This window comes from Cognatishimia activa (genome assembly GCF_026016445.1).
GTDB lineage: Bacteria > Pseudomonadota > Alphaproteobacteria > Rhodobacterales > Rhodobacteraceae > Cognatishimia > Cognatishimia activa_B.
Genome location: NZ_CP096147.1, coordinates 2,292,265 through 2,319,109, shown reverse-complemented (window position 1 = coordinate 2,319,109; position 26,845 = coordinate 2,292,265). Strand labels below are relative to the sequence as shown.

Below are 26,845 nucleotides of genomic sequence, written 5' to 3'. Positions count from 1 at the left end.
TTCAGAGTTATCCACAGATTCAGTGGACATGTTTACTCTTGCGCAAAGCCCCCTGAGATTGCAGGCAGGGAAAGAATCATATGTAGGCTCATAGTCTGAATGTCTGACACTACCTCTGACGAACCCCAGCGCCTGACAGGCCATGTGTTGATCGCCGATTATCTGAAAACTCTGGATGGTTCTCCGGGGGTTTATCGCATGCTCGATAGTCAGGCACGGGTTTTGTATGTGGGTAAGGCGCGCAATCTGAAAGCGCGGGTATCAAGCTATTCACGGCCAACCGGGCATACTGGCCGCATTTCTCGCATGATCAGCGAAACCGCTTCGATGATGTTTCTGACGACCAAGACAGAAACCGAAGCGCTGCTGCTTGAACAAAACCTGATCAAGCAGCTGAAACCTAAGTACAACGTGCTGCTGCGTGATGACAAAAGTTTCCCAAACATCCTTGTAAGCAAGGCACACGACTTCCCACAGGTCAAAAAGCATCGCGGAGCGAAGAAGGAAAAGGGCAATTACTACGGTCCTTTCGCAAGCGCTGGCGCGGTCAATCGCACCCTGAACCAGTTGCAAAAGGTCTTCATGTTGCGCGACTGTTCTGACGCGACGTTCGAAAGCCGCACGCGACCTTGTCTGCAATATCAAATCAAACGCTGCACAGCACCCTGCGTAGGTAAGATTAGCGCCGAAGACTACGCAGTATCGGTGGCTGATGCAGAACGCTATCTGCAGGGACGCTCCACTGATATCCAAGAGAAGTTGGCTGGCCAAATGCAAGAGGCCAGCGCCAATATGGAGTTCGAACAGGCTGCGGTTCTAAGAGATCGTATTCGCGCCCTGACCCAGGTTCAAACCGCGCAGGGCATCAATCCACGCGGTGTACGCGAGGCTGATGTTATCGCGCTGCACCTAGAAAAAGGGCAGGCCTGTGTGCAGGTGTTCTTTATTCGCGCCAATCAGAACTGGGGGAACAAAGACTACTACCCACGTGTTGGTGCGGACATCGAGGCTGCAGAGGTGCTCGAAGCCTTCACAGGGCAGTTCTATGACACCAAAGAGCCGCCCAGGCAGTTGATCCTGTCTCACCCCATCGAGAACGCAGAGTTGATGTCTGAAGCCTTGGAAGAGAAGGCTAAGCGCAAGGTCGAGATTACGGTGCCCCAGCGGGGCGAAAAGGTTGAATTGGTTGCGGGTGCCGTGCGCAACGCGCGCGAGTCATTGGCGCGGAAGATGAGCGAAAGCGCAACACAGGCGAAACTGCTGACTGGGATTGCTGAGGCCTTCTCTTTGGAAGGCCCACCGGAACGGATCGAAGTTTATGACAACTCGCATATTCAAGGCACAAACGCCGTAGGCGGGATGATCGTTGCGGGGCGGGATGGCTTCATGAAGAACAGCTACCGCAAATTCAATATCCGCGGAGATGATCTCACGCCGGGCGATGACTTCGGCATGATGAAAGAGGTGCTGTCGCGCCGCTTCAAACGCCTACTCAAAGAAGACCCTGATCGCGACAAAGGGCATTGGCCAGACCTGCTGTTGATTGATGGGGGCGCGGGGCAGGTTTCAGCGGTTGCAGAGATCATGCGGGAATGGGGGGTCGAAGACATTCCGATGGTCGGAGTCGCCAAAGGTGTCGATCGTGACCACGGTAAGGAAGAGTTCCACCGAGTGGGTCAGCGTCCTTTTGCGCTACGCCGCAACGATCCTGTGCTCTACTTTATCCAACGTCTGCGGGACGAGGCCCATCGCTTCGCCATTGGCACTCACCGCGCCAAGCGGGCGAAAGCGGTTGGGGCGACGCCTTTGGATGAGGTTCCTGGTGTCGGCGCGACTCGGAAGCGTGCCTTGCTCGCGCATTTCGGTAGCGCCAAGGCGGTGAGTCGCGCGAATCTCGCAGACCTCAAGGCAGTGGAAGGGATCTCGGATTCATTAGCAGAATCGATCTATGATTTCTTTCATGAGGGCCGCTGATTAGCTTCCTATACTAAAGTATACGGGCCTATCCGCATTATGTAGAACCTATCCGCTGCCAGCGAATTCGCGCTAAACGCGAGCGAGTAAAACAGTTCTAACGAAGCCTAAATCAGATTTGCTTTCGTCGCCGGAACCTGGATCACAAGCATCCCGATCTCAGGTTTCCACCCCAGGAGACGCGGCAAATTCCTAGTAAGAATTTCGGGGATGAAATTGCTTCGTACACTGACCCGGGCATACCCAATGCCCGGGTTTTTTAATGTCCTTAATTGACCACGAATTGGTTCAAGATGCCGCCCTGAACGACTTGGCGGATAAAGGGCACCATGCCTTTAGGACCAGAGTCGCGATCTTTGAGGTGAATACACACATCTGGGCGCTTCTCAGCGATAATGCCGATTAAATCGCCGCGGATATCATCCTCTAAGCCAGCCCCCATGATGACGCAGGAAATACCCGGCTCATTATCCAACTGGCGCACCACTTCTCCGTGATCATGCGCCCCTAACCAGCGGATCGGTAAATCCTCAAGTTCGCGTGCCACATCGCCGATTACATGCGGCAGGCGTCCGACCAATAGAACAACAGGTTCCATGTCCTTTCCTCCCGAAACTGTTTTGCATAGCAACAGTATAGCATAGATCGATGCTTTTGCTGGTCTTGGGATGTTATGGGTGCTTTCCCTGCGCTAAGAGACAGGCTAGGAATGGCCCATGACTTGGACCATTCCGAACGTTTTGACTGCGCTACGGCTTCTTGCTGCCCCCATGATTGCAGTCATGTTTTTGCTCTTCCCTCGCCCCTTCGCCGATTTCTTCGCGCTAGGGCTTTTTGTCGTGGCTTCGCTGACAGACTATTTGGATGGTTACTTGGCCCGGAAGTGGAAACAGGTGACGAAACTCGGTGCCATGCTCGACCCGATTGCCGATAAGGCAATGGTGGTGATTGCGCTGATGATCATTGTCGCCTTTTCCAGCATGTCCTTGTTATTGCTCCTGCCAGCCGCCGTGATCCTCTTCCGCGAGGTTTTTGTATCGGGGCTTCGTGAGTTTCTTGGCGACACTGCTGGAACGTTGAAAGTGACTAAGCTTGCCAAGTGGAAGACGGCCACTCAGATGGTCGCAATTGCCGTTCTCTTTGCGCAGGGCATCTTTGAGCACTATTTTGGCATGTGGTCATGGGGCATGGACTACAACACGTTGACTCAGATTCTGTCGGGTGAAATCGACGATGAGCTAGGATTGCGTGCTATGTATCAGGGCGAGGCATGGACCCGAAGCGGTGGCCTGATGCTCATATGGCTGGCTGCACTTCTGACTTTTGTGACGGGTCTCGACTATTTCCGTAAGGCCACGCCTTATCTGAAGGACTAAAACCATGGATGTTGTCTATTTTGCTTGGGTGCGGGAACGCATTGGTTTGCCGAAAGAACGCGTCGATACAGAAGCCTCCAGCGTGATGGAACTGGTGGAAGAACTGCGCGCGCGTGAAGACCGATATGCAATAGCCTTCTCCGACCTCAGCGCGCTTCGCGTGGCGCTCGATCAAGAGCTTTCCGACTTTGACGCATCCCTCAGTGGCGTGCGCGAGGTGGCGTTCTTTCCACCCATGACAGGGGGCTGAGATGCGCATCCTGGTGCAAGAGGCGGCCTTTGATCTAGGGGCTGAAAGCAACGCATTTGCGGAAGCGCAGTCCAATATGGGCGCGGTGGTGACCTTTACAGGCATTGTGCGCAACAACGTAGAAGGCACTCTGCAATCTATGCGGATAGAGCACTACCCTGGCATGACCGAGAAGGCTCTGACCAAGATTGCGGAAGAGGCGTCCTCTCGTTGGGATCTGGGCGACGTATTGGTGATCCATCGGTATGGCGACTTGGAGCCTGGTGAGCTGATCATGATGGTTGCCACCGCGTCTAAACACAGGGTTCATGCCTTTGAAGCGGCGGAATTCCTGATGGATTTCCTGAAGTCCCGCGCACCTTTCTGGAAAAAAGAAATCACCTCTGACAGCGCCGAATGGGTCGCTGCGAAGGATACTGACGAAGACGCGCTGAAACGCTGGTGAGTTAGCCTGCTTGCTGGACTTGGGCAACGTATTTACGAAGCTCTTCCGCCTCGTGACGTGCGTCCCGCAAGCCTTCCATAGCCGCGGCAAGTTCAGCTTCGGTCTGGTTCAGCTGATTGGTCAGCTCTGCTTCACGCTGCTGCAGATAGGTAATCGCCTGATCGCGGGTCTCTTCAGCTTCATGCAGCTCTTGGCTCATGCGCTCTAGCTGGTCGACGTCAGATTGTGCGACGCGTGTGAAGCGATGTACAAGCCAATTGGCAAACCAACCTAGAGAAAAGGCGACAAACAGAACAATCGCTGTTGCGATAATGAATTCAATTCTCGACATTCGCCTCTGTCTCCTGCTCGGCTGTTTCGCCTGTCTCTGCCTCTTCATTTACCGGATCGCCGTTGGTTTCAAGGGATTCTTGAGGTTCACCCTCTTCATTTCCCGTAGTTTCGGCGGTTTCTACGGTTGTTTGGATTAGGACAAATTCGATCCTGCGGTTGGCTTCGCGCCCGGCTTCGGTTTCGTTGCTGGCAATTGGGGTGGCCTCACCAAAACCTGTTGCCTTGAAGGTGCCGGTCAGAATGCGTCGGTCGCGCAAGGCAGCCAAAACAGACTGTGCGCGGTTCTGGCTGAGCGCGAGGTTCATCGACTCACGGCCTTGGCTATCGGTGTGACCTTGGATTTCCAGCGGTAGCTCACCACAATCTTCAAGAATGACCGCTACCGCATCCAAAATCGGTGCGGCATTGGCGTCCAATGTGCCCGATCCAGGCTCAAACGAGATCTTCGTCTCGGCCTGTACATTTTGAAGGCGCGCGATGCATTCTTCAGGTGTTGGGATAGAGGCAAGGGGATCGAGAGATTCAACATAGGCGACGTCGATGGCGAATTGTTGTCCCCCGCCAAGACGATTTGCGAGAACCTGACTAATAGATGCGCCGGCATTTTGAGCCCCGGTCTTGCCCGAGATTTCTACGAAGTCTGGGGTGACCGTAACGGACCCATGGTGCAAGGCAGATAGGGCATCCAGACCAGCCATAACGCGGCTCGGCCATCCGGTTGGGACTTGATCTGATAGCCGTACAGCATCATAGACATTTTCACTGCCAAAGCGCGCCTGCGCATAGCTATCAATCGTCGTTTGGCTCAATGCGCTGCCAAGCTTGCCACGCATCTGCATCAATCCCTCAGGACTAAGCGTCGCAATAAACTCTGCCTGTTCCACTTCACCATTTTCGTCCACGGTTGGAAGTGCAGCATGTAGGGCGAAGAGATCTGGTAGGTCTTTCTCAGTTTGGGCAACCACACGATCAAACAAAGCCGGGTCAGTGCCCACAGGCGCCACGAGCGAAATATCTGCGTCAGTCAGTGTAACAGAACCCCCACCCAGTTCGCTAAGCGCGGTCAGTGACACAATCGAGGCATCGGACCAGTTTGGCGAAGGAACACCCAGACCGATGCGGCAGGATTGCCGATCTGATAATCCCATACTCTGAGCTGCAGAGACGATTTTATCCCGCGCTTCGGTAGTATCCGCCGAGCAGGCATCAAATCGCAGATTGCCCTCATTTAGAATGGCCCGGAGCGTGAAGGGTGTGATCACTGGGCGAGGGGCTGAGATCGCAAGTACAAGATCAACGCCTTTTGGCGTTCCGTCCCTGAGGCTGCGTTCCAGCGCTTGTTTTTCTTCAGCGCTGTCGACCATTGCCGTGATTTGTACGTTCTGCGCAGAAACCGAAATTTTGCTTCGTGGAAGATCCTCCAAAGCATCAAGTGAAAATCTCAGGGCAGCGTTCCAACCAACCGGAACATCGTAGGCCGCAGTTTCCAAGAAATCGGCGACCTTTTCATTCGGCGTAACAGAGCGTTTTAGCCGTTTGAGAAGATCGTCGCGATCACTGGTTTGCGGTATCAAACCGATTACAGAAAGCCCGGCTTCATTGCGAAGGATTTCAACGGAAAAATCTGGTGCCGCGAGAGCCGCGATCGCGGCGACATTCATATTGTCGATGACCCGCGCCGCATCAACGATGCTGCCAGCGGTCGACATGGCCATGAACCGTTCCGCTTCCGTCGGTGCGGTGCCCGATAGAAAAACGTTCAGTCCCTCTGCATAAGTTTCAGCCCAATCCAGACCTTCTTTATCCAGAGCTGCTTGAACACTGTTCTGAGTGCTGTCTTCGATCACGGTTGCAGTGAGGCTCGCTGCAGCAAGGCTCATGATCCCGGCCAGTCCGAAAGTGGCGGCCACGGTTAATGTCAAAGGCAGTCGCATAACGTCTTCTTTGTTTCCAGCGTTCCGTGTCTGATACGCAACTCAGGCCGCCTTATCAATCAAAGGAACAGGGCACCGGCGAAAAACAGCAAAGGAATCAAGCCTGCGTCGCGGTTTGAGCGGAAGAGTTTGACCAGAACCTCGTAGTTTTCTGTGTCCAGGTTCTTGAGCTGCCAATGCAGATGCCACCCCATGGCCCAAACTCCAACCAGAGCCACCGCCATTGAGATCGGGCTGCGGTGAATGGTGGAGCCAATCACCGCAAAGGCCATCAGACAAAGCGTCGCGATGAGAAAAATCAGCAACCAACGCGGCGTGTTTTCAGCAAACAGGCGCGCTGTGGACCTCACCCCAATCAGCGCATCGTCTTCTTTGTCTTGATGGGCATAAATCGTATCGTAGAACAGCGTCCAGGTGATACCTGAAAGGTAGAGCACAACGGCGGGCCATTGAAGCGAATTGCTATGCGCTGTCCAGGCCAGCAGGGCACCCCAATTAAAGGCAATTCCCAAGAAGAGTTGCGGCCACCATGTGAAGCGTTTGGCAAATGGATAAATCAGCACTGGGATTACAGCGATAAAGCCGAGAACAATCGCATTGGGATAAAAAGTCAGCAGAATAAATAAACCCAAGACGGCTTGCGTTGCCATCCAGATTACAGCTCCGGTAACGGTGACTTGGCCGCTTGGGATCGGGCGTGATTTTGTTCGTTCGACTTTGCCATCAAATTCGCGATCGGTGATATCATTCCAAGTGCATCCCGCGCCGCGCATCAGAAAGGCGCCCATCCCACAGCCAACGACCGTCCAGGCATCGTGCCAAGTGACCACGTTGTCATTCAACATCGAGAGCAAGAGCCCCATCATACAGGGCAAAAACAATAGCCAAGTTCCAATCGGACGATCTGCACGAGACAGTCTCAGATAGGGGCGTGTCGGAGCTGGGGCATAGCTGTCGACCCAATTTCCTTTCACCGCGTCAGAAACTTGTCCGCTCGGCTCTGGCGTTGTGGGGGTCTCGGCCATATGTAAGTCCTCATGAAGGATGCAAAAGTCAGGTTGTATGTAGATCATCCCCTGGGGGATGGGCAATCGGTTCCTCTGGAGCGCGATCAGGCACATTACCTCTTTGGGGTGATGCGGCTCGCACTGGGTGCGCATGTACTGCTGTTCAATGGCAAGGATGGGGAATGGCGGGCTGAGGTTATCAAGGCGGGTAAACGCGCGGGTGAGCTGGCCTGTGTCGAACAGACCAAACCGTTGCAAATGCCACCCGATCTTTGGTTGATCTTTGCCCCGATAAAAAAGGCGCGGACCGACTTCATCGTTGAGAAAGCTGCGGAGATGGGAGCAGCGCGCATCTTGCCAATACAGACGGAGTTCACGAATTCTGATCGCATCCGACAGGACCGCTTGCAGGCGCATGCTGTTGAGGCAGCCGAACAGTGCGGCGGCACCTATGTCCCTGAGGTGGCTGACTTGAAGAAGTTCGAACGTCTACTGGCCGATTGGCCAGAGGATCGACAATTGATGTTCTGCGATGAAGCCGAAATTGGCACCGCAAAAGCGCTCGGCGCTGCATCGGGCGAAAAATGGGCGATTTTGATCGGGCCAGAAGGTGGGTTTTCGCCGGCTGAGAGAAAGCGATTGCACGCACATCCTCAGGCTCATGTAGTGAGCTTGGGCCCACGTATCCTTCGCGCAGATACCGCTGCTGTCGCCGCGTTGACGATTTGGCAGCAGAAGTTTGGGGATTGGTGATGCGATCAATCAAAGGACGCACATGAGTTTCATTCGGCCTGAAGCCCGCACTGCATTGCTGGAGTGGCGAGAAACACTACTCGGCGTTGTGGTATTTTTGCTGGGACTTTGGTGGCTTTCAGGTAGTGGCATTTTGCAATGGATCGGAATCGCAGTAGCGGTTGGCGGCGCAATTCTGATTTACACCGGAATTCAACGTGCGCGCTTTCGCTCTGGTAAAGGTGGCCCCGGTGTTGTGACCGTCGATGAGGGTGAAGTGAGCTATTACGGCCCGATCTCTGGCGGCGTTGCAGCCATCGATGATTTGGCAATGGTTGTGCTTGATCCTGCACAAAAGCCGCCAGTTTGGATTTTGCAGCAACCACGTCAGGCAGACATCGCAATCCCCGTGAATGCTGAAGGGGCCGACAAGCTTTTTGATGCTTTCGCAGCGCTTCCCGGCATTCGCACCGAATTCATGCTTTCCGCCCTTAAGGCCGATGCCACTCAACCTGTCGTGATCTGGGCCAAACCTGTCAAGACATTGCATTGACAGTGGCACCGATTCATTCCACGAAAGCTACCTCAAGACCCTCTCGCACCATGCGATCCCATCGGAGCTTAGCCCATGTCCATCCCTCAGTCCGGCGGCGGACCTATCGAACGCCACGAGCAACTTGCCGAATATCTGGAAGCGGGGTGTAAACCGCGCGAAGATTGGCGCATTGGCACAGAGCATGAGAAGTTTGGTTTTTGTCAGGATAGTTTGAATCCGCTGCCCTATGAGGGCGAACGCTCTATCTTGGCGGTTCTGGAAGGCCTAAGAGACGGCCACGGATGGGCGCCAGTTCATGAAGGCGATAAGTTGATTGGCCTTGAAAAGGACGGTGCCAATGTATCGCTTGAACCGGGCGGGCAGCTGGAGCTGTCTGGCGCACCTCTTCAATCCATCCACGAGACCTGCGACGAGGTAAACGCTCACCTCCGTGATGTGAAAGACATTGCGGATAAGATTGGCGTTAAATTCATCGGACTTGGTGCCGCCCCGATCTGGACGCACGAACAGATGCCAGTGATGCCAAAGGGGCGTTACAAGCTAATGACCGATTACATGGATCGCGTTGGAACGATGGGTAAGTACATGATGTACCGAACCTGTACCGTTCAGGTGAACCTAGACTTCGGTTCAGAGGCTGACATGGTCCAAAAGCTGCGTGTTGCTTTGGCTCTGCAGCCTGTGGCAACGGCCCTGTTTGCAAATTCGCCTTTCTTTGATGGCAAGGTGAATGGCCACAAATCCTGGCGCTCACGCGTTTGGCGTGACCTGGATTCGGCACGCACCGGCATGCTGCCATTTGTTTTTGAAGAGGGCTTTGGTTTTGAGCGTTGGGTGCAATATGCGCTCGATGTGCCAATGTATTTTGTCTATCGCGATGGAAAATACGTCGATGCGCTGGGCATGTCCTTCCGTGACTTCCTGAAAGGTGAGCTGCCTGCGCTGCCCGGTGAAACACCAACGCTTTCGGATTGGGCTGACCATCTGACCACCGCCTTCCCTGAAGCACGCATCAAGAAGTTCATGGAAATGCGCGGTGCAGATGGCGGACCATGGCGTCGTCTTTGTGCTCTTCCTGCTTTCTGGGTTGGTCTGATGTATGATCAATCCTCACTGGATGCGGCTTGGGATTTGGTTAAAGGCTGGGATGCCGAGACCCGCGAGAATTTGCGCGTTGCAGCAAGTGAGCAAGGCCTGCAAGCCGAAGTGGCAGGTCTCAAGATGCATGATCTGGCACGCGAAGTTGTGGCCATGTCAGAGGCAGGTTTGAAAGCGCGGGCAATACCAGGTGCCGGAGGTTTGATCCCAGACGAGACACACTTCCTGAACGCACTCAAGGAAAGCCTTGAAAGCGGCAAGGTGCCAGCGGATGAATTGCTAGAGCGGTATCACGGTGCCTGGAACGGTGATCTGACGAGAATATACGACGAATTTAGCTATTAACTGGTTGTTGTAGAATAGAAAACGGCGGCGCAGTGATGCGCCGCCGTTCCTGTTTTAGTGCCAGGGATTATTGTGCTTGAAGAACCGCAGGAGCGACGTCTTCAATGTTGGTCCATTGTGCGTCCGCTTTTTCAATGTAGCCAGGGATGTCACCTTCCCAACGCTCTTGGATATCTTGCGCCAGATTCAGGTAGAGCTCGCCATCAACAATCTTCCACAACTCTGGATCGCCATCGAATTTGAAGCCCATCGCCGCGCCAAAAGCGCAGTAGCCGCCATACTGCGGTAGGTAAGCCTCTGGGTTCGCTTCAAAGGTCGCCTTGTGGGCTTCAGACGCGAACCGATAGGTCGTGTCGTTGTAAACAGTTGTGATTTTGTAGCTGCCGGGTGTTGCCTGACCTTCTGTGAAATATGCAACCGGGTCATAACCTTGCAATGCAAGACCGGTGTTGGATGCATTGACGTCTACGCCAGCGGCAAGTGCAGTTGTTGCGATGGAAGATGCCAAAACGATCCCTGCTGCGAGGGTTTTCAGAGTTTTCATGATGTAACCTTTCGGATTTTGCTGACCCGTCAGCCGAAATTTCATCTGGGTCGAAAAATGCTGTCACGACGTAATTGCGTCGGACAAACCCAAGATTGTGAAGGTTCCGATCAACTGCAAAACAAGAGTTTTTGATTGTGCATTGGCGCAGAGCAAATGTTCGTCAATCGCGAACTGCTTATTTCTGACCTATCTTTGGTTCTGTACCCGCACGTAGGCGCGCAATGTTTTCATGATGGCGCCAGAACACCAGCAAGGTGACCAAGACACCAAGCAGTAATACTTGGATATGACCCAAGATGAGGATCCAAACAGAAGTTGATGTTGCAGAAACAAGCGCTGACAGAGAAGAGATGCGCTTCACAATCGCCGTGATCAACCATGTGAGGCAACAGGCAATGCCCACAGGCCATGCCAAAGCCAGCATCAAACCCAGAAACGTCGCAACGCCTTTGCCGCCTTTGAATTTCAACCAGATCGGAAAGCAATGGCCAAGAAAGGCCATAAGTCCTGCCAATTGCGCGGCATCCTCAGCGGCCAAAATGCGAGCGACCAAAACCGCAATCGCCCCTTTGCCGCCATCCAAAATCAATGTGGCGGCTGCTGCGGGTTTAGAGCCTGTCCTTAAAACATTGGTTGTTCCAATGTTGCCGGACCCGATCTTACGCAGGTCACCAAGGCCAAAGACACGGGTGATCACAATACCAAAAGGGATAGAGCCAAACAGGTATCCGACCAATCCCCAAACAATCAGGGCCATCAGGCCGGTTTCCAATGCGGGCATTATTTTCTCCGGTAAACGGCCTCGCCGGCCACATAGGTTGCCAGCACCTTACCCTGCATTTTCTGCCCGTCAAACGGTGTGTTTTTTGACTTTGATTGCAGTTTAAACCTGTCCAGAACCAGCGGTGCATCGGCGTCGAACAGAACCAAATCCGCGGGTGCGCCTTCAGCGAGCCGGCCTGAAGGTAAACCCAGGCGCTTTGCGGGGTTCAGAGCCAATGCACGGAACAATTCCGGCAAGGTCAGCTGCTCTGCATGCACAAGTCGCATCGCGGCAGGCAGCAGGGTTTCCAATGCAACGGCACCGGAGGCCGCCTCTTCGAATGGCAGGCGTTTGCTCTCTTCATCCTGAGGCGTGTGCATCGAGCTAATGATATCAATCAGGCCGGATTTCACGGCAGCCACTATGGCAAGACGGTCATCTTCGCTGCGCAAAGGCGGCTTGACCTTAAAGAAGGTCCGGTAATCAGCCACATCCAACTCGTTCAAAGTCAGATGATGTATTGAGGTGCCTGCGGTGATGTCAAAACCATTGGCCTTGGCGCGCTCCAATGCGGGCAGGGCGCGGGCTGTGGTGATCTGATCTGCGTGATACTTCACACCTGTCATCTCGATCAGCGCGATATCGCGATCAAGCCCCATGCGTTCTGCCATCGGAGATACTGCAGGCAAGCCCCGCAGGCTCGCGAATTTTCCTGAGGTCGCGGCGGCACCCTTAGAGAGACCCGGATCTTGTGGATGGCCAATGACCAAAGCACCCAAAGAGCGCGCATAGGTCAACGCGCGGGAGAAGACTTTGTTGTCGGTGACAACGCTGTCGCAATCGGTAAAAGCCACTGCACCAGCGTCCATTAGGAAACCGAATTCAGTCATTTCCCCGCCGGCGCGGCCCTTGGTCAGGGCAGCCATAGGCACAACATTCACCGGTGCAGCTTCGTTGGCGCGGCGGGTCACAAATTCAAGTGTTTCCGGGTTGTCGATGGTAGGCGCAGTGTCTGGGCGCGTAACCATTGTGGTGATCCCGCCCGCGGCTGCCGCCTGACCAGCTGTCTTGTAGCTTTCCTTGTGGCGCTCACCCGGCTCACAGACCTTCACACCGATATCCACGATCCCCGGCGCGAGGCATTTGCCGCCGCAATCGATGACTTCCGCATCTTTCGGGTCAGTAAGGGTCTCGCCAACAGCAGTGATGATGCCGTTCTCGACCAGCAGGCTGCCGATGGTGTCTGTTTGGTTTTCGGGATCAATCAAGCGGGCGTTGGTGAAAAGAAGGCTCATGAGTGGTCAAATCCTCTTTTGATCCGCGGCCAGCGCGTCGTTCTGTGCCACATGCCGGTTTGCAGCCGTGGCGTCAAGTTTTTGCAGGGTGATGTCATCTCAGAACCAGCCAGACGATCAAGGCGATCAATCCGATGAGGACGGGTAGGGCCACGATGGCCGTCAACACCATGAGATGCGGATTGCTGGCTTTCGCTGGAGGCGTTTCTGCGACGCTGCCTTTGGCGGCGGCGCTTTTCAGCGGTTTAAATTGCACGTCAGCGCCCTCTTCCTCAAAAGTGCCAATCCACCTGAGGGGGGCTTTGGGGTTCAATGTTTGCTCAAATCCATCAAAGGCATTCGAGAGAACAATTAAGACGTGGCCAGAAATCTGATCGATCTGCGCGCGGACTTCATCGACGTCCTTTCGCGCGATGCCCAAGCCTTGAACCATGTAGCCCGCCAGTCCAAGCTCTTCTAGATCAGCGACGTCAAAGAATTCGATGAAGTCTTCGTCCAGATAATCGGCTCCGAGCGCGTCTCTCAAAGGCCAAGTACCCAAGTCGTCATCAAAGGTTCGATGATCAAACCGATCCGCCTCTTCTGGTGGCAGATCAACAGCAAAAATGCGGATCAGTCCGTGTTCCTGGGCTTTGACCTTCATCTGCTCAGGCATCACTGCAATCCAATCAGCCCGCCACCCAGACCATCAGGCCCACCAGGCCAAACATGACCAAAAGGGCGATGGTCGCCACGCGGCCACTCATTTTTGGGTCTTTGGGATCTTCCATGTCAGACCTCTACCGGTTTGTTCTGGCGCTCGGCCCGCAGGTTGCGCGCAAGCAAGTCCATGGCAGCCATACGCACGGCAACGCCCATTTCGACTTGCTCTTGAATGACCGAGCGGTTGATGTCGTCAGCCAGTTCGCCGTCAATTTCAACGCCACGGTTCATTGGGCCAGGATGCATGACAATGGCGTCGTCTTTTGCATGGGCGAGTTTTTCCGCATCCAAACCATAGCGGTGATAATATTCACGTTCTGACGGGATAAAGCCCCCGTCCATGCGTTCGCGTTGCAGTCGCAGCATCATAACCACATCGACGTCTTTTAGGCCCTCGGCCATATCTTCATAGACCTCGACGCCAAACTGATCGATCTGGCTTGGCATCAGAGTGGGCGGGCCAACCAGACGCACGCGGTTTTCCATTTTACCCAGCAGGATCAGGTTGGAACGAGCGACGCGGCTGTGGCTGATATCGCCACAGATTGCAACGTTCAGGCGGTGCAAACGGCCCTTGGCACGACGGATGGTCAGAGCATCGAGCAGCGCCTGCGTCGGGTGCTCATGTTTGCCGTCGCCCGCGTTCAACACAGCACAGTTCACTTTCTGAGCCAGCAGGTCCACAGCACCGGAATGCGGATGACGCACAACCAGCAAATCGGGATGCATCGCATTTAGGGTCATGGCGGTGTCGATCAGGGTCTCACCCTTTTTGATCGAGCTCGCCTGCATGGCCATGTTCATCACATCCGCACCCAGTCGTTTGCCTGCGATCTCAAAGCTCGCCTGGGTGCGGGTGGAGTTTTCAAAGAACATGTTGATCTGCGTCAGCCCGCGCAGGGCTTCGGAGTGTTTCACATCCTGACGGTTCAGATCGACATATTGATCAGCCAAATCGAGAAGAGTGGTGATCTCTTGGGGGTGCAATTGCTCAATCCCCAGAAGATGCTTTTGACGAAACATCACGCGGCTCCTTGTGACGATGGTCTGATCTGGGCTGCTTATAGGTAGCTGATGCCTCCCTAGCAAGTGGCGCAAGCAGCCAGCAGGCGCGATTGTGGTTTTCGCCATGAAGTGAGCAGAGTAGGGTGCTTGATATGGAATCAACTTTGGATTTTCACACAGCGAAAGCGCTGCTGGATTGGCAGGTCGAACTTGGGGCGACCGAGGCGATTTTGGATGCGCCGGTCAATCGCTATGAAATTCCTGAGAAAAAGGTCAAGTCCAGTCCGGCGCAATGCCAGCAATCTGCTCCGGTCAGAGAGCCGAAAGTCGATCCGCTTGAAATCGCTCAGCAAATGGCAAAGCAGGCTGCCAACCTTGATCAGTTGAAGTCAGCCATCGCTCAGTTTGAGCATTGCGCGTTGAAACGTGGTGCGCGCTCACTGGTATTTAGCGATGGTCACCCCTCTGCACGGGTCATGATCATCGGCGAAGCGCCGGGGCGGGATGAAGACCGCATTGGCCGTCCGTTTGTAGGGCGCGCTGGGCAGCTTTTGGATAAGATGCTGGCCGCAATCGATATGGATCGAACCGCGGAGGCAACAGACGAGGCTGTCTACATCACCAATGTTCTGCCATGGCGTCCGCCGCAGAATCGTGATCCTCAGCCCGAAGAGATTTTCATGATGATGCCCTTCGTAAAGCGCCACGTTGAGTTGGTGGATCCAGACGTCGTTGTCTTGATGGGCAATATCGCTTGCCATGGCGTGCTTGGAAAACGCGGCATCACGCGCCTGCGTGGCCAATGGACCGAAGCGCTGGATCGCCCGGTTTTGCCCATGTTCCACCCGGCCTTCCTTCTGCGCAGCCCGCACATGAAACGCGAGGCTTGGGCGGATTTGATCGAACTCAAAGCAAAGCTTCTCAGCCTCAAATAGGCAGGTGCCATGGATCTCTATCTTCTGATTGCCTTTATCCCGGCCGCATTGGCTCTGAACCTCACGCCGGGTGCGGATATGATGTTTTGCTTGGGGCAGGGGCTCCGCTCCGGAACCCGTCCGGCAGTCGCCGCAAGTGCAGGAATCTCGACTGGGGCCATGATGCATGTCGCCCTGGCCGGCGTCGGCCTCGGTGCGCTGGTCGCAACGGTGCCTTGGCTCTTTGATGTCATTCGCTGGGTTGGTGTTGCCTATCTCTTGTGGCTGGCCATCGGCGCGCTGCGGGCGAGCTCTGCTGATCAATCTAAAGTGAAACCTCTGACAGCTGCCAAAGCTTTTCGTCAGGGCTTCATTGTGAACCTGAGCAATCCGAAGGTGATCCTCTTCGTGCTGGCCTTTGTGCCGCAATTTGTTGATCCGGCGCAGGGCAACGTCCTTCTGCAATTTCTAAGCCTTGGGGCCATCATTGCTTTTGGCGGCTTCATCGTGAACGGGCTGGTTGGGGCATTCTCTGGCGGAATGGGTCGCGTATTGACTGGTTCGCCTAAGTTCCAACGCGGGATCGGATATGTGACCGCAGCGATTTTTGCAGGCCTCGCCGCGCGCCTTGCCATTATGGAGAAAGCTTAAGTGTCTCGAATTGACGAAAGCCGCCCTTTTGTGCCGGTGCGTATTGCCATCCTCACAGTCAGTGACACGCGCGGATTGGATCAGGATAAAAGCGGAGACACGCTGGTAGCCCGCCTCGAAGGGGCGGGCCACGTGTTGGCCGACCGGACCATCCTTAAAGATGAACGGGTTGAGATCGCTGATCAGCTGCGTATCTGGACTGAGAATCCGGAGATTGATGTCATCATCTCCACTGGCGGCACAGGTCTGACAGGGCGTGATGTGACGGTCGAAGCACATCGGGATGTCTACGAAAAGGAAATCGACGCCTTTTCAACTCTGTTTACAATGATCTCATTCAACAAGATCGGCACGTCGGCTGTTCAAAGCCGCGCAACCGGTGGTGTGGCCAATGGTACTTATTTGTTTGCGCTGCCCGGCAGCACCGGGGCTTGCAAAGATGCTTGGGATGAAATCCTGAAGTTCCAACTCGACTATCGCCACATGCCTTGCAATTTCGTGGAAATCCTGCCGCGTCTCGATGAGCATCTGAAGCGCAGCAAAGGCTGAACTGCTCTGAAATTAAGAAATTAATCAATTTTCTGCGACGGAAACCCGGAATGGGCCCGTTTAAGCAAGGTATACCTTTGCAATTCTTTCAAAACGGCACAGGTTAGATAGGTCGACCCTAATCAGTTCAAGGATTCAGGGCGCGAATAAGGGAATGTCGTATGCGCTTTCTGCGTCAGGGTTTCATGGGCCTGTTTTTGTTGGCGGTCACGGTGGCTTTGCTGGTGAGCGCTGTGCAGGTGTTTACGTCAGCCCTTTCAGAACGCGCCAACCGTGAAACGCGCCCGCCGCAGCAACGAGAACGCGTCTTTACTGTGAATGTGCAATTGGCTGCACCCTCTGTGGTGACGCCCAGGTTGCGGGCCTTTGGTGAAATTCAAAGCCAGCGCTCGCTCGACATTCGAGCACCCTCAGGTGGCACCATTGTAACGCTTTCAGATGCCTTCCGGGATGGTGGTCGTGTTAGAAAAGGACAATTGCTGGCCCAACTCGATACAGCAGATGCAGAGGATGAGCTGGCGCGTGTCGAATCCGATTTAGGCTCTGCTCGGTCGGAAGTGATTGAAGCACAGCGCGGTCTGGAACTGGCACGCGAAGAATGGACAGCTGCAACCGCGCAGATAGATTTGCGCGAACGCGCCTTGGCGCGGCAACGGGATTTGGAAAGCCGTGGAGTTGGTACTTCAGCTGCAATAGAGACAGCCGAACTCAATCTCTCAAATGCGCGCCAACAGGAGCTCGCCCGCAGGCAGGCTGTCGCTCAGTCAGAGGCGCTGGTTTCAAGGTCGACAAGTGTTGTTGAACGTACCGAGATCGCACAGGTCGAAGCCGCGCGTAATCTCGCGGAACGCCAGATCATCTCGGAATTTGACGGTACCCTGGCGGAAGTCGCGGTTGTCGAAGGCGGCGTGGTATCCGCAAATGAGCGTCTGGCGCGACTGATCGATCCGAACGCTCTGGAAGTTTCTTTCCGCGTATCCACGAGCCAATACGCCCGCCTTCTTAATCAAGAAGGTGATTTGCGCGGGGCTGAGGTTGCCGTGCAGCTCGATGTTTCAGGCTTCCAGCTTCAAGCTTCGGGTCAGATAAGTCGCGACAGCGCAGCAGTGGGTGAAGGCCTGACGGGGCGATTGATCTTTGCCAATCTGAATGAAGCGCGCGGTTTAAAACCTGGCGATTTTGTCAGCGTGGCCGTTGAAGAAGAGCCTCTTAGAAATGTTGTCGAATTGCCGTCATCCGCCTTGGATGCGCAGGGCCGTGTGCTTGTTGTGGGTGAGGGTGAACGTCTTGAAGCCGTGCCTGTGCAACTGCTCCGACGCCAAGGAGATCAGGTTCTGGTCGCAGGGCAGGCGATTGCTGGCCGTTCGGTCGTGACCCAACTCACCCCATTATTGGGGGCAGGAATTCGCGTTAAACCTGTTGGTGAAAGCGTGCCAGAAGAGCCGGCCGCGCCTGCAATGGTAGAATTGACCGATGAGCGCCGCGCCAAATTGCTTGCCTTTGTTGAAGGCAATCAACGGATGCCGGCTGATCGCAAGCAACGCATTTTGGATCAGCTCGCCCAGCCTTTGGTGCCGACGCAGGTCGTTGATCGGTTAGAGCAGCGGATGGGGGGATAAGCCATGGTGCGCGGTATTCCTCCTCAAGCGAGTGGTCTTCTTTCCTATTTCACCCGCCACGGAACCGCTGCCAATCTGCTGCTTGTGATCTTGCTGATCGCGGGCTTCGCAGCGGCACCGCAGATGCGCGCGCAGTTCTTCCCTGATGTGATCGTGGACAATGTCTCTGTCTCAGTCGGTTGGGACGGAGCAGGGGCCGAAGACGTCGACAACGCAATTGTGCAGGTTCTGGAGCCGGTTTTGCTCGGCGTTGAGGGCGTCGCCACAACCGAAGCGCGCTCTACCGAAGGCTCTGCGCGGATTTCGATGGAGTTCGAACCCGGCTGGGATATGGCGCGGGCGGCAAATGATGTGCAGGACGCGGTCGACACGATCTCAACCCTGCCTGAGGATGCAGACGATCCGCGCGTAAGGCGCGGGGCTTGGCGGGATCGGGTAACAGATGTTGTCATCACCGGACCACTTGCGCCTGAACAGTTGGGACGCTTCGCGGATGAATTTGTCACGAGACTGTTTGCAGAAGGCGTAACCCGCGCAACTATCCGAGGCGTCGCCGCACCACGAACTGTGGTGGAAGTACCCTCGCTCAACCTCATTCAATTCGACATATCCATGGCAGATATTGCTTCTGCGATTGCTGAAGAAGTGGATGCTGACCCCGCTGGGGACGTGGCGGGTGCCAATACACGCGTGCGTACAGGCGTTGCCAAACGAAGCGCTGATCAGATCGAAGCGATTGTATTGCGCACCGAAGCTGATGGATCTGCGCTGACAATTGGTGATGTGGCTACCGTTGTCGTGGAAGGTGTCGATCGTAATCGAAGTTATTTTGTTGGAGAAAACCCGGCCATTTCAGTGCGTGTGGATCGCTCAGCACAGGGTGATGCGATTGGTATTCAAGCGACTGTACAAGAGGTTGCCGATCAACTGCAGGAAACGCTGCCGCAAGGGGCATCCATCGACCTCATCCGGACCCGCGCTGAGGCGATTAGCGGACGTCTCAACCTGCTGTTGGACAACGGCCTGATGGGATTGGGGCTGGTTCTGATGCTGCTTTTCCTCTTCCTGAATGCGCGAACCGCTCTTTGGGTTGCTGCAGGTATTCCGGTCGCGATGTGTGCGGCGATCGCGCTGATGTATCTGGTAGGGGTGACCATCAATATGGTCTCTCTCTTTGGGTTGATCATCACCTTGGGAATCGTCGTGGACGACGCCATTGTCGTTGGAGAACACGCCGACATGCGGGCGCGTCGGTTCGGAGAATCTCCGGCGGTGGCGGCTGAAAACGCGGCGCAACGTATGGCTTTGCCAGTCTTTTCCGCGACCCTCACAACCATCATCGCTTTCTTTGGCCTCACCGCAGTTGGTGGTCGGTTTGGCGATTTGATCATCGATATCCCAACTACGGTGATCCTCGTACTCGCTGCGTCATTGGTTGAGTGCTTTTTGATCCTGCCACACCACATGAAACACGCGCTGACTCATACTGCGAAAGAGCATTGGTATGACCTGCCCAGCAAGATGGTGAATGTCGGGTTCCGCTGGTTCCGAGATGGCCCGTTCCGCGCCTTCATGCGTCTGGTTGTGATTGCCCGCTACCCGGTTCTGGCTGGTGCCATATTGCTGTTGTCATCACAGGCCAGCCTGTTCGCGACCGGTGAGGTGAAATGGCGTTTTTTCAACGCGCCAGAACGTGGCTCGGTTTCTGGCAACTTCATCATGTCAGCGGATGCGACACGTGAAGACTCCTTTGCCATGATGCGCGAGTTGCAGCGCGCGACAGAAGAGCTTGGTGCCGAATATGAAGAAAAATACGGGCGCAATCCTCTCGACTTTGTGATGGCTGAAATAGGTGGCAACACGGGGCGTGGGTTGTCGGGTGCAGAGAACCGATCCGCTGATCAGCTGGGCTCTATTGCGATTGAACTCATCGATGCAGACCTGCGACCCTATTCCAGCTTTGCCTTTGTAGCGGAGCTTCAGGATCGTGTTCAAAAGCATCCACTCGCGGAGACCGTAAGCTTCAGGGGGTGGCGTTCAGGCCCGGGTGGGGACTCGTTGGATGTTCAATTCTTCGGTGCTGATAGCGAGACGCTCAAAGCGGCGGCTGAAGATCTGAAAGACGCTTTGTTGGCCTATCCAGAAGTCTCTGCAGTCGAAGATACGCTGCCATACGATAAAGAAGAGCTGATCCTTGACCTGACACCGCAGGGGCAGGCGCTGGGCTTTACCATTGACGGTCTTGGGAGGGTACTTCGACATCGACTCAATGGTCTGGAAGCTGCGACCTATCCAGAAGGACCACGCACAGCGAGCATTCACGTGACGCTGCCGGATGGCGAATTGACCGCTGACTTCCTTGAACGCACCATGATGCGGACCCCAAGCGGCAACTACGTGCCTTTGGCTGATATCGTCAGTGTTGATCGCAAAACCGGTTTCTCGACCGTCCGTCGCGAAAACGGGGTGCGTGTGATCTCGGTCTTGGGCGATATTTCAGAAGACGATGCAGCCCGCGCCACGGAAATCGAAGATGCGTTGAAAGACAATATCCTGCCCGAAATTGCGTCTATTCAGCAGGTGGAATGGCATTTGGCGGGATTGTCGGAACAGGAAAGCAGTTTCCTGACCGATGCACGCAATGGGCTGATCCTTTGTCTGGCAGGCATTTACCTGGTACTCGCCTGGGTCTTCGCAAGCTGGACTCGACCGCTTGTTGTCATGGCCATTATCCCATTCGGGCTGGTTGGCACGATTTGGGGACACCACTATCACGACGTGCCGTTGTCGATGTTCTCGGTCGTTGGCCTTTTGGGGATGACGGGGATCATCATCAACGACTCTATTGTTTTGGTCACCACCATCGATGGCTATGCGAAAGAGCGAGGTATAATCCCGTCGATCATTGAGGGCACGGCGGAACGTCTGCGCCCGGTGATGTTGACGACTTTGACAACCGTCCTTGGTTTGACCCCACTGCTGTTTGAGCGCTCTCAACAGGCGCAGTTCCTGAAACCTACCGTGATTACTTTGGTCTATGGCCTTGGCTTCGGTGTTCTGCTCGTTCTGCTGGTTGTGCCAGCGCTCTTGGCAGCACAACAGGATGTCGGCAAAATGCTCAGGTCGTACCGCCGAGCAGTGAAAGCTCGCGCGATTCGTGCTCTCTTTGCTGGCACATCTGCTTTGATCGCCATCTGGCTGGTCGCCACGCTTGGCTGGGTGCTTGTTCAGGGTGAACTACATCCGCTGCTGCAGTCAATCGAACAACTCGCGACGATTGATCGTTTTGCACCTGCGATGCTTCTCTTCGCGGCAGGGGCGGCACTGCTCAGCCTATTGGCATATGGGCTCGGTCTGGTATTGTTGATACTGTCGCGCCGCAGGCAATTAGCCAGCTGAACACCCTTGAATATCAACGGCGTAGCTACCGCCCAAAACGGTGATGCGCAGGCCTGATCTGTTCAATAGGAACGCCTGAGATTCCACATGCATAACCTCGCTGGACACATGCAGTGTGTTCCCAGAGCGGCGCGTTTTTGCCTCGGCAACCCAAAGCAACGGGTTATCGGTTTCAATGACAGAAAACTCGCGCCCGCCACTGGATGGCATTTGGATCTGCGCATCGACTTTCATGCCGTCAGCAGTAGGCGACACTGAACATGTGACCTTCTGAACACCAGCCTCGTCTGCTGCATAGGGTTGATCCGTTAAGGCGACCGAAATGCTAGGATCAATCTGACTCCCATCTCCAGGCAAACGGGCAGAGACGCTCAGGGTTTCAGGTACGCAGATGTCCTTGCAGACACCGATTTCCAGCTCACCATTTAGGACAATGTCTTTCCCTGCACGACGCGGTTCAATGACAACCGGCACCACAACTTCATGCTCATAGCCTAAAGAGGTCATCCCATCCTGATTAAAGACTTCAGGTGTTGGCCAAACCACATCCAAGGTCCGCAAGTTGCGTGAGCCTTTCCATGTAAACCTCGGCGGAATGCCGCCATCTCCGGGGGAGCGCCAATAGGTCTTCCAGCCATCTTTCAGGCGGAACCGAACCGCCGCAATGTGCCGGCCATCCTGTCCTCTCCAGCCTTCTAGAACATCGGCCTCCACAGCCAGCTCATAGGCCTGCGCCTCAGTGATTTGAGGAGCAGTGGCCAGGGCCATCAGGGCGAAAGCAGATGTAAGACGGGTTATGTTCATACCCAAGAAATGCGATATCAATTGGCAAATGCCAACTCACATTCCGGCGAGCGATTGTGTCGGTTTCCTATTTACCACATATTTTTGAAACCGTTTTTGAAACCAAAGGCTTGCGTCTTGGGCGGGTAGGTCTCACATTGAAAGAAGAGTTACTGAAAGGACGTGTTGCCTTGGCTGATGCCTCGGATCAATTAGACCTCACCGGCAAAATATTGATTGCCATGCCCGGCATGGGCGACCCACGCTTCGCTCATTCGGTAGTATTTTTATGTGCCCATAGTCCTGATGGGGCCATGGGACTGATCGTCAACAAGACTATGGGGAAAATGACTTTCAGCGATCTGCTGGAACAACTTTCCATAGAAGAATCCGCCCAAAGCCGACCCATTCCGCTGCATTTTGGCGGTCCTGTTGAAGGTGGGCGAGGCTTCGTTCTTCACTCCTCTGAGTACCGCTCCCAGATATCCACGCTGCCGGTGGACGACTTTTTTGCGATGACGGCAACGCAGGATGTTCTCGAAGAGATGGCGCAGGGGGATGGTCCTGACAAAGCCCTGATGGCGCTTGGCTATTCAGGCTGGGGCCCTGGGCAGCTTGAGGCGGAAATTGCCGACAATGGCTGGCTGATCTGCGATGCGGGCTTTGATCTGGTCTTTGACCTTGCAGACGAGAAGAAATGGGAAGCGGCGCTCAACACTTTGGGGGTAGACCCGTTGACGCTTTCTGCAAGCGCGGGCCGCGCCTAATCGCGAGGGGCCGCGGCGCGTTTCAGGCGATCATTGATGGCCACACCCAGACCCTGATTTGGGATCGGTGATACAGCGATGCCTTTGGAGTTCATCGCGTCAAGCGCATGCAAATGGTGGAATAGGTTTGCCGCTGCTTCTCTGAGATCGCCAGATGCAGACAGGTTAAGTGTGCAGTCAACCGCGCCAAATCCTAACAGTAGTTCACCTTCCTCAGCCTCAGAGGCATTTAATCTTACAGAGGCGCCGGGTGCATAGTGCGACGTCATCTGACCTGGTGCAACCAGCGGATCTGCGGCCGAATGGACACCCAGGGGTTCACCAAGGGCAGCTTCAAGGGCCTCTTTTGGCAGTCCGCCGGGACGTAAGAGCGTCGGCTTGTCAAACAGGCCTACGATTGTACTTTCCAACCCAACATCGCAGGTGCCCCCATCGACGATGGCTTCGATCTTGCCAGAAAGCCCCGCTTTCACATGTTCTGCGGAGGTCGGGCTGATCTTGCCTGATGGGTTCGCTGAAGGTGCCGCGATTGGACCGCCAAAGCCCCGAAGAACATCCTGCGCCAGTGGGTTTGCAGGCATCCGGACAGCCAATGTCGGCAGGTCAGCCGTGACGAGTGGAGAGAGGCCTGAACCTGATTTCAATGGTAAAACCAATGTTAACGGCCCCGGCCAAAATGCGCTTGCCAGGCGATCTGCAACATCATTCCATTCGACCAAATCTTTGGCGTCATCAACACTCGCGACATGCACAATCAGCGGATTGAAGCGTGGACGACCTTTGGCTTCGAATATCCGCGCGACCGCCAGATCATTGCGCGCATCTGCACCCAGTCCATAAACCGTTTCTGTTGGCAGCGCGACTAATCCACCCGCACGCCAGATTTCAGCAGCGCGTTCAAACCCCTGTGGATTTGCTAACAGAATTTCGGTCGTTAGGTCATTCATTTTTGACGCTGCGTTAGGGTATGCGGTCGGAATTCAGGTTTCTATGGTGCTTTGGGCTGCATACAAGCCTCACAACATAAAGCCAACCTATAAGGGTCCACCGCATGCCGTACCGCGCGCCCGTCGGGGAATACGATTTTATCCTCAACGCACTGATCAATCTGGGTCAGGTCAGCGAGACCGATAAGTTTTCTGAAGTGGATGCAGACACCGTTTCTGCCATTCTGACCGAGGCAGGTCGGATGAGCGAAGAGGTGCTTTATCCAACACTGCGCAACGGTGATCTGACGCCAGCGGCTTTGGAAAACGGCAAGGTACGGACTTCTCCCGGTTTTGAAGAGGCTTTCAAAGGCATCGCAGAAGGCGGTTGGATTTCGACCTCGGCTGATCCTGTATATGGTGGCATGGGGTTGCCGTTTACCGTGACCACGGCAGTGAACGAAATGATGGCTTCGGCAAACCTCGCGCTGCAGCTCAATCCGTTGCTGACACAGGGTCATATCGAAGCGCTTGAAGCGCATGCAACGGATGAGATCAAACGGATCTACCTACCTAAACTCAACTCAGGCGCATGGAACGGCACCATGAATCTAACAGAGCCACAGGCAGGTTCTGATGTAGGAGCGCTGGCCGCCAAAGCGACGCGGAACGACGACGGAACCTATGCGATCTCTGGTCAGAAAATCTTCATCACTTGGGGCGATTCCGATTTTGCGGAAAACGTTGTGCATCTTGTTCTAGCGCGCCTGCCAGACGGTGGGAAAGGGACCAAAGGCATCAGCCTCTTTGTTGTGCCACGCAATATTCCTGATGAAAACGGCGAGCCTGGTGTTGCCAACAACCTGAAGGTTGTGAGCCTGGAACATAAAATGGGCATCCACGGTTCCCCAACAGCTGTGATGCAGTATGACGGCGCCACCGGTTGGCTTGTCGGTGAAGAGCATGACGGAATGAAATGCATGTTCACCATGATGAACAATGCAAGGCTCGGTGTTGGCGGGCAGGGCGTTGGTGTGGCGGAAGGGGCCTATCAACATGCGCTGGCCTATGCTTTGGAGCGCAAACAGGGGCGCACGCCTCTTGGCGAAGGCACCATTGTGGATCACGCGGATGTGCGACGCATGCTGGCGACCATGAAGGCTGAAACCTTCGCGGCCCGCGCCATTGCTCTGGAGACCGCGCTTGCCATCGACATGAGTCACGCCACAGGCACCGCCGAGTGGAAGGCCCGTGCGGCTTTCCTGACACCAGTTGCCAAGGCCTTCGGAACGGACACCGGAATCAAAGTGGCTGATCTGGGCATCCAGGTGCATGGCGGGATGGGTTTCATTGAAGAAACCGGCGCGGCGCAATATGCGCGGGATGTCCGTATTACGTCGATCTATGAAGGCACCAACGGTATCCAATCCATGGATCTTGTAGCCCGTAAGCTGATGGATGGTGGCGATGCGGCCTATGCGCTGATCGAAGAGATCGAGAACTTTGCTGAACAAGCGCGTGCGACACGCCCAAACATGGCAGAGATGGTCTGGCAGGCGTCTGAAACGCTGCGTGAGGCCACAGAATGGATGGTTGGTCAGGGCGATCTGAATGAACGCTTTGCGGGCTGCGTCCCCTTCCTTGATGGTTTCGCGCGCATTCTCGGCGCGCATTACCATTTGAAAGCGGCCTGTGCGGAAGAGGGCGAAGGCCCACGTACCAAACTCGCACGCTTTTACATAAAACGCTTGCTGCCTGAGCATGCGGGGCTGCTTGCACATGCCACCCAGGGTGCAGCGGAGCTTTATGACCTCAGTATCGATGATCTGAGCGCATGAGCGAGGCAACAGGCATTCGCTACCCTTGGCAGGAGCCGCCGGCCGAGGGGGAGGCAATCGAAGTGGCTGAAGGGGTCCTCTGGGTGCGCCTTCCGCTGCCCATGGCGTTGGATCACGTTAATGTCTATGCGCTCGATGAAGGCGATAGCTGGACCATTGTCGACACTGGTTTTTCCTCGCGCCGCAGTCGCGCGATTTGGGGGAAACTCTTAGCTGAGCCACTACGTGGCAAACCTGTCTCGCGCGTGATTGTGACTCATCATCACCCCGATCATGTTGGTCTTGCCGGCTGGTTTCAGACCGAGCACGGGGCCACGCTTTGGACGACACGCACGGCCTGGCTCTTTGCGCGCATGCTGCAATTGGATGAGCAGGCGGTACCGCGTCAGGAAACGCTAGATTTCTATCTCTCAGCAGGGATGGATCGTGAGATATTTGAAGAACGGAAGTCTGAACGCCCATTCAATTTTGCGGATGTCGTCTATCCAATGCCTTTGGGGTTCAAACGTATCAAGCAGGATGATGTGATTCGTGTCGGTGGCCGAAATTGGGATGTTCATATGGGCAACGGTCACGCGCCTGAGCATCTGACTCTCTGGTCGCAGGATGACAATCTCGTGATTTCTGGGGATCAGATTCTGCCCTCTATTAGCTCCAACATCGGGGTGTATGCGACTGAACCAGAGGCTGACCCGGTTGCCGACTGGCTAGAGGCTTGCGAGCGGCTTTCGCAACACGCACGCCCCGATCAACTAGTGCTCGGCGGCCATAAATTGCCATTTACAGGGCTGCCGACACGTATGCGGCAGTTGATCGACAACCACCACGGCGCGCTTGATCGTTTGGTGGGCCATTTGACGGAACCACGCGTGGCAGGGGATTGTTTCCCTCCGCTCTTTAAGCGCTCGATCGGCAAAGGCGAATATGGGCTCGCCTTGGTTGAAGCGATTGCTCATCTCAATCATCTGTATCATCTTGGTGATGTAAGTCGGGAGCGTCGGGCGGATGGCGCCTGGCTTTGGCAGAAAAAGGATTGA

The 26,845-nt window shown here is 55.0% G+C and carries 26 protein-coding genes; 15 read left to right on the top strand and 11 right to left on the bottom strand.

Annotation, left to right across the window (positions count from 1 at the left end):
* Positions 1-99 precede the first annotated feature (99 nt).
* Positions 100-1,974 (top strand): excinuclease ABC subunit UvrC, encoded by a 1,875-nt coding sequence (gene uvrC, locus M0D42_RS11580; RefSeq protein ID WP_265018768.1) that lies wholly within the window; start codon positions 100-102, stop codon positions 1,972-1,974.
* Positions 1,975-2,242: 268 nt separating this feature from the next.
* Here uvrC and M0D42_RS11575 read toward each other — a convergent pair whose 3' ends face one another.
* Positions 2,243-2,572 (bottom strand): hypothetical protein, encoded by a 330-nt coding sequence (locus M0D42_RS11575; protein WP_265018767.1) that lies wholly within the window; start codon positions 2,570-2,572, stop codon positions 2,243-2,245.
* A gap of 118 nt (positions 2,573-2,690) precedes the next feature.
* Here M0D42_RS11575 and pgsA point away from each other — a divergent pair, with 118 nt between their 5' ends.
* The 3 genes from pgsA to M0D42_RS11560 are packed head-to-tail and all read left to right on the top strand — an operon-like array spanning position 2,691 to position 4,045.
* Complete coding sequence (gene pgsA, locus M0D42_RS11570) at positions 2,691-3,350, top strand: CDP-diacylglycerol--glycerol-3-phosphate 3-phosphatidyltransferase (protein WP_265018766.1); 660 nt, start codon at positions 2,691-2,693, stop codon at positions 3,348-3,350.
* A gap of 4 nt (positions 3,351-3,354) precedes the next feature.
* Positions 3,355-3,600, top strand: a complete 246-nt coding sequence (moaD, locus tag M0D42_RS11565; protein ID WP_265018765.1) for a molybdopterin converting factor subunit 1 — start codon at positions 3,355-3,357, stop codon at positions 3,598-3,600.
* Between the two features lies 1 nt (position 3,601).
* A complete protein-coding gene (locus M0D42_RS11560) occupies positions 3,602-4,045 on the top strand; it encodes a molybdenum cofactor biosynthesis protein MoaE (protein WP_265018764.1) in 444 nt (147 codons plus the stop codon).
* Position 4,046: 1 nt separating this feature from the next.
* Here M0D42_RS11560 and M0D42_RS11555 read toward each other — a convergent pair whose 3' ends face one another.
* Genes M0D42_RS11555 through ubiA form a run of 3 tightly spaced genes read right to left on the bottom strand, consistent with a single transcriptional unit; the run spans position 4,047 to position 7,337 of the window.
* The gene (locus tag M0D42_RS11555) at positions 4,047-4,376 is read right to left on the bottom strand and encodes a hypothetical protein (protein WP_265018763.1); all 330 of its coding nucleotides are present in this window, start codon (positions 4,374-4,376) and stop codon (positions 4,047-4,049) included.
* Positions 4,363-6,312: an OmpA family protein gene (locus M0D42_RS11550; RefSeq protein ID WP_265018762.1), complete on the bottom strand. Its 1,950-nt coding sequence runs from the start codon at positions 6,310-6,312 to the stop codon at positions 4,363-4,365. The genes M0D42_RS11555 and M0D42_RS11550 overlap by 14 nt, the downstream gene beginning before the upstream one ends.
* 59 nt (positions 6,313-6,371) lie before the next feature.
* Positions 6,372-7,337, bottom strand: coding sequence for a 4-hydroxybenzoate octaprenyltransferase (gene ubiA, locus M0D42_RS11545; protein WP_265018761.1), 966 nt, complete (start codon positions 7,335-7,337; stop codon positions 6,372-6,374).
* A 12-nt stretch (positions 7,338-7,349) separates the two neighbouring features.
* Here ubiA and M0D42_RS11540 point away from each other — a divergent pair, with 12 nt between their 5' ends.
* The 3 genes from M0D42_RS11540 (at position 7,350) to M0D42_RS11530 (ending at position 10,050) form a co-directional block, all read left to right on the top strand.
* Positions 7,350-8,072 (top strand): 16S rRNA (uracil(1498)-N(3))-methyltransferase, encoded by a 723-nt coding sequence (locus M0D42_RS11540; protein ID WP_265018760.1) that lies wholly within the window; start codon positions 7,350-7,352, stop codon positions 8,070-8,072.
* Between the two features lie 22 nt (positions 8,073-8,094).
* On the top strand, positions 8,095-8,604 hold the full coding sequence (locus M0D42_RS11535; protein WP_265018759.1) for a hypothetical protein: 510 nt from the start codon (positions 8,095-8,097) through the stop codon (positions 8,602-8,604).
* A gap of 75 nt (positions 8,605-8,679) precedes the next feature.
* The gene (locus M0D42_RS11530) at positions 8,680-10,050 is read left to right on the top strand and encodes a glutamate--cysteine ligase (protein WP_265018758.1); all 1,371 of its coding nucleotides are present in this window, start codon (positions 8,680-8,682) and stop codon (positions 10,048-10,050) included.
* A gap of 67 nt (positions 10,051-10,117) precedes the next feature.
* On the opposite strand, the gene M0D42_RS11525 is transcribed toward M0D42_RS11530, so the two are convergent.
* The 5 genes from M0D42_RS11525 to M0D42_RS11505 all read right to left on the bottom strand — a co-directional run bounded on the left by M0D42_RS11525 (position 10,118) and on the right by M0D42_RS11505 (position 14,380).
* Positions 10,118-10,594: a YHS domain-containing (seleno)protein gene (locus tag M0D42_RS11525; RefSeq protein ID WP_265018757.1), complete on the bottom strand. Its 477-nt coding sequence runs from the start codon at positions 10,592-10,594 to the stop codon at positions 10,118-10,120.
* Positions 10,595-10,772: 178 nt separating this feature from the next.
* Positions 10,773-11,378: a glycerol-3-phosphate 1-O-acyltransferase PlsY gene (gene plsY / locus M0D42_RS11520; RefSeq protein ID WP_265018756.1), complete on the bottom strand. Its 606-nt coding sequence runs from the start codon at positions 11,376-11,378 to the stop codon at positions 10,773-10,775.
* Positions 11,378-12,655 carry a dihydroorotase gene (gene pyrC / locus M0D42_RS11515; RefSeq protein ID WP_265018755.1) on the bottom strand — a complete coding sequence of 426 codons (1,278 nt, stop codon included), beginning with the start codon at positions 12,653-12,655 and terminating at the stop codon, positions 11,378-11,380. Before pyrC ends, plsY begins: the two co-directional genes overlap by 1 nt.
* A 94-nt stretch (positions 12,656-12,749) precedes the next feature.
* On the bottom strand, positions 12,750-13,310 hold the full coding sequence (locus tag M0D42_RS11510) for a hypothetical protein (protein ID WP_265018754.1): 561 nt from the start codon (positions 13,308-13,310) through the stop codon (positions 12,750-12,752).
* Positions 13,311-13,426: 116 nt separating this feature from the next.
* Positions 13,427-14,380, bottom strand: a complete 954-nt coding sequence (locus M0D42_RS11505) for an aspartate carbamoyltransferase catalytic subunit (RefSeq protein WP_419195938.1) — start codon at positions 14,378-14,380, stop codon at positions 13,427-13,429.
* A 134-nt stretch (positions 14,381-14,514) separates the two neighbouring features.
* Between M0D42_RS11505 and M0D42_RS11500 the strand changes: the two genes are divergently transcribed.
* The 5 genes from M0D42_RS11500 to M0D42_RS11480 all read left to right on the top strand — a co-directional run bounded on the left by M0D42_RS11500 (position 14,515) and on the right by M0D42_RS11480 (position 21,494).
* A complete protein-coding gene (locus M0D42_RS11500) occupies positions 14,515-15,297 on the top strand; it encodes a uracil-DNA glycosylase (protein WP_265018752.1) in 783 nt (260 codons plus the stop codon).
* 9 nt (positions 15,298-15,306) lie between these two features.
* Positions 15,307-15,927, top strand: coding sequence for a LysE family translocator (locus M0D42_RS11495; protein WP_265018751.1), 621 nt, complete (start codon positions 15,307-15,309; stop codon positions 15,925-15,927).
* The gene (gene moaB / locus M0D42_RS11490) at positions 15,928-16,476 is read left to right on the top strand and encodes a molybdenum cofactor biosynthesis protein B (protein WP_265018750.1); all 549 of its coding nucleotides are present in this window, start codon (positions 15,928-15,930) and stop codon (positions 16,474-16,476) included.
* A 161-nt stretch (positions 16,477-16,637) separates the two neighbouring features.
* Positions 16,638-18,095 carry an efflux RND transporter periplasmic adaptor subunit gene (locus tag M0D42_RS11485; RefSeq protein ID WP_265018749.1) on the top strand — a complete coding sequence of 486 codons (1,458 nt, stop codon included), beginning with the start codon at positions 16,638-16,640 and terminating at the stop codon, positions 18,093-18,095.
* A gap of 3 nt (positions 18,096-18,098) precedes the next feature.
* Positions 18,099-21,494 carry an efflux RND transporter permease subunit gene (locus M0D42_RS11480; RefSeq protein WP_265018748.1) on the top strand — a complete coding sequence of 1,132 codons (3,396 nt, stop codon included), beginning with the start codon at positions 18,099-18,101 and terminating at the stop codon, positions 21,492-21,494.
* On the opposite strand, the gene M0D42_RS11475 is transcribed toward M0D42_RS11480, so the two are convergent.
* A complete protein-coding gene (locus M0D42_RS11475; RefSeq protein WP_265018747.1) occupies positions 21,483-22,298 on the bottom strand; it encodes a protein-disulfide reductase DsbD domain-containing protein in 816 nt (271 codons plus the stop codon). The genes M0D42_RS11480 and M0D42_RS11475 overlap by 12 nt on opposite strands.
* 170 nt (positions 22,299-22,468) lie before the next feature.
* Here M0D42_RS11475 and M0D42_RS11470 point away from each other — a divergent pair, with 170 nt between their 5' ends.
* Entirely contained in the window at positions 22,469-23,044 is a 576-nt protein-coding gene (locus M0D42_RS11470) for a YqgE/AlgH family protein (protein ID WP_265021145.1), read from the top strand.
* Here the strand turns inward: M0D42_RS11470 and M0D42_RS11465 are convergent.
* Entirely contained in the window at positions 23,041-23,991 is a 951-nt protein-coding gene (locus M0D42_RS11465; protein ID WP_265018746.1) for an L-threonylcarbamoyladenylate synthase, read from the bottom strand. The genes M0D42_RS11470 and M0D42_RS11465 overlap by 4 nt on opposite strands.
* A 104-nt stretch (positions 23,992-24,095) precedes the next feature.
* On the opposite strand from M0D42_RS11465, the gene M0D42_RS11460 reads away from it, so the two are divergent.
* Positions 24,096-25,808 (top strand): acyl-CoA dehydrogenase, encoded by a 1,713-nt coding sequence (locus tag M0D42_RS11460; RefSeq protein ID WP_265018745.1) that lies wholly within the window; start codon positions 24,096-24,098, stop codon positions 25,806-25,808.
* Positions 25,805-26,845, top strand: coding sequence for an MBL fold metallo-hydrolase (locus M0D42_RS11455; protein WP_265018744.1), 1,041 nt, complete (start codon positions 25,805-25,807; stop codon positions 26,843-26,845). Before M0D42_RS11460 ends, M0D42_RS11455 begins: the two co-directional genes overlap by 4 nt.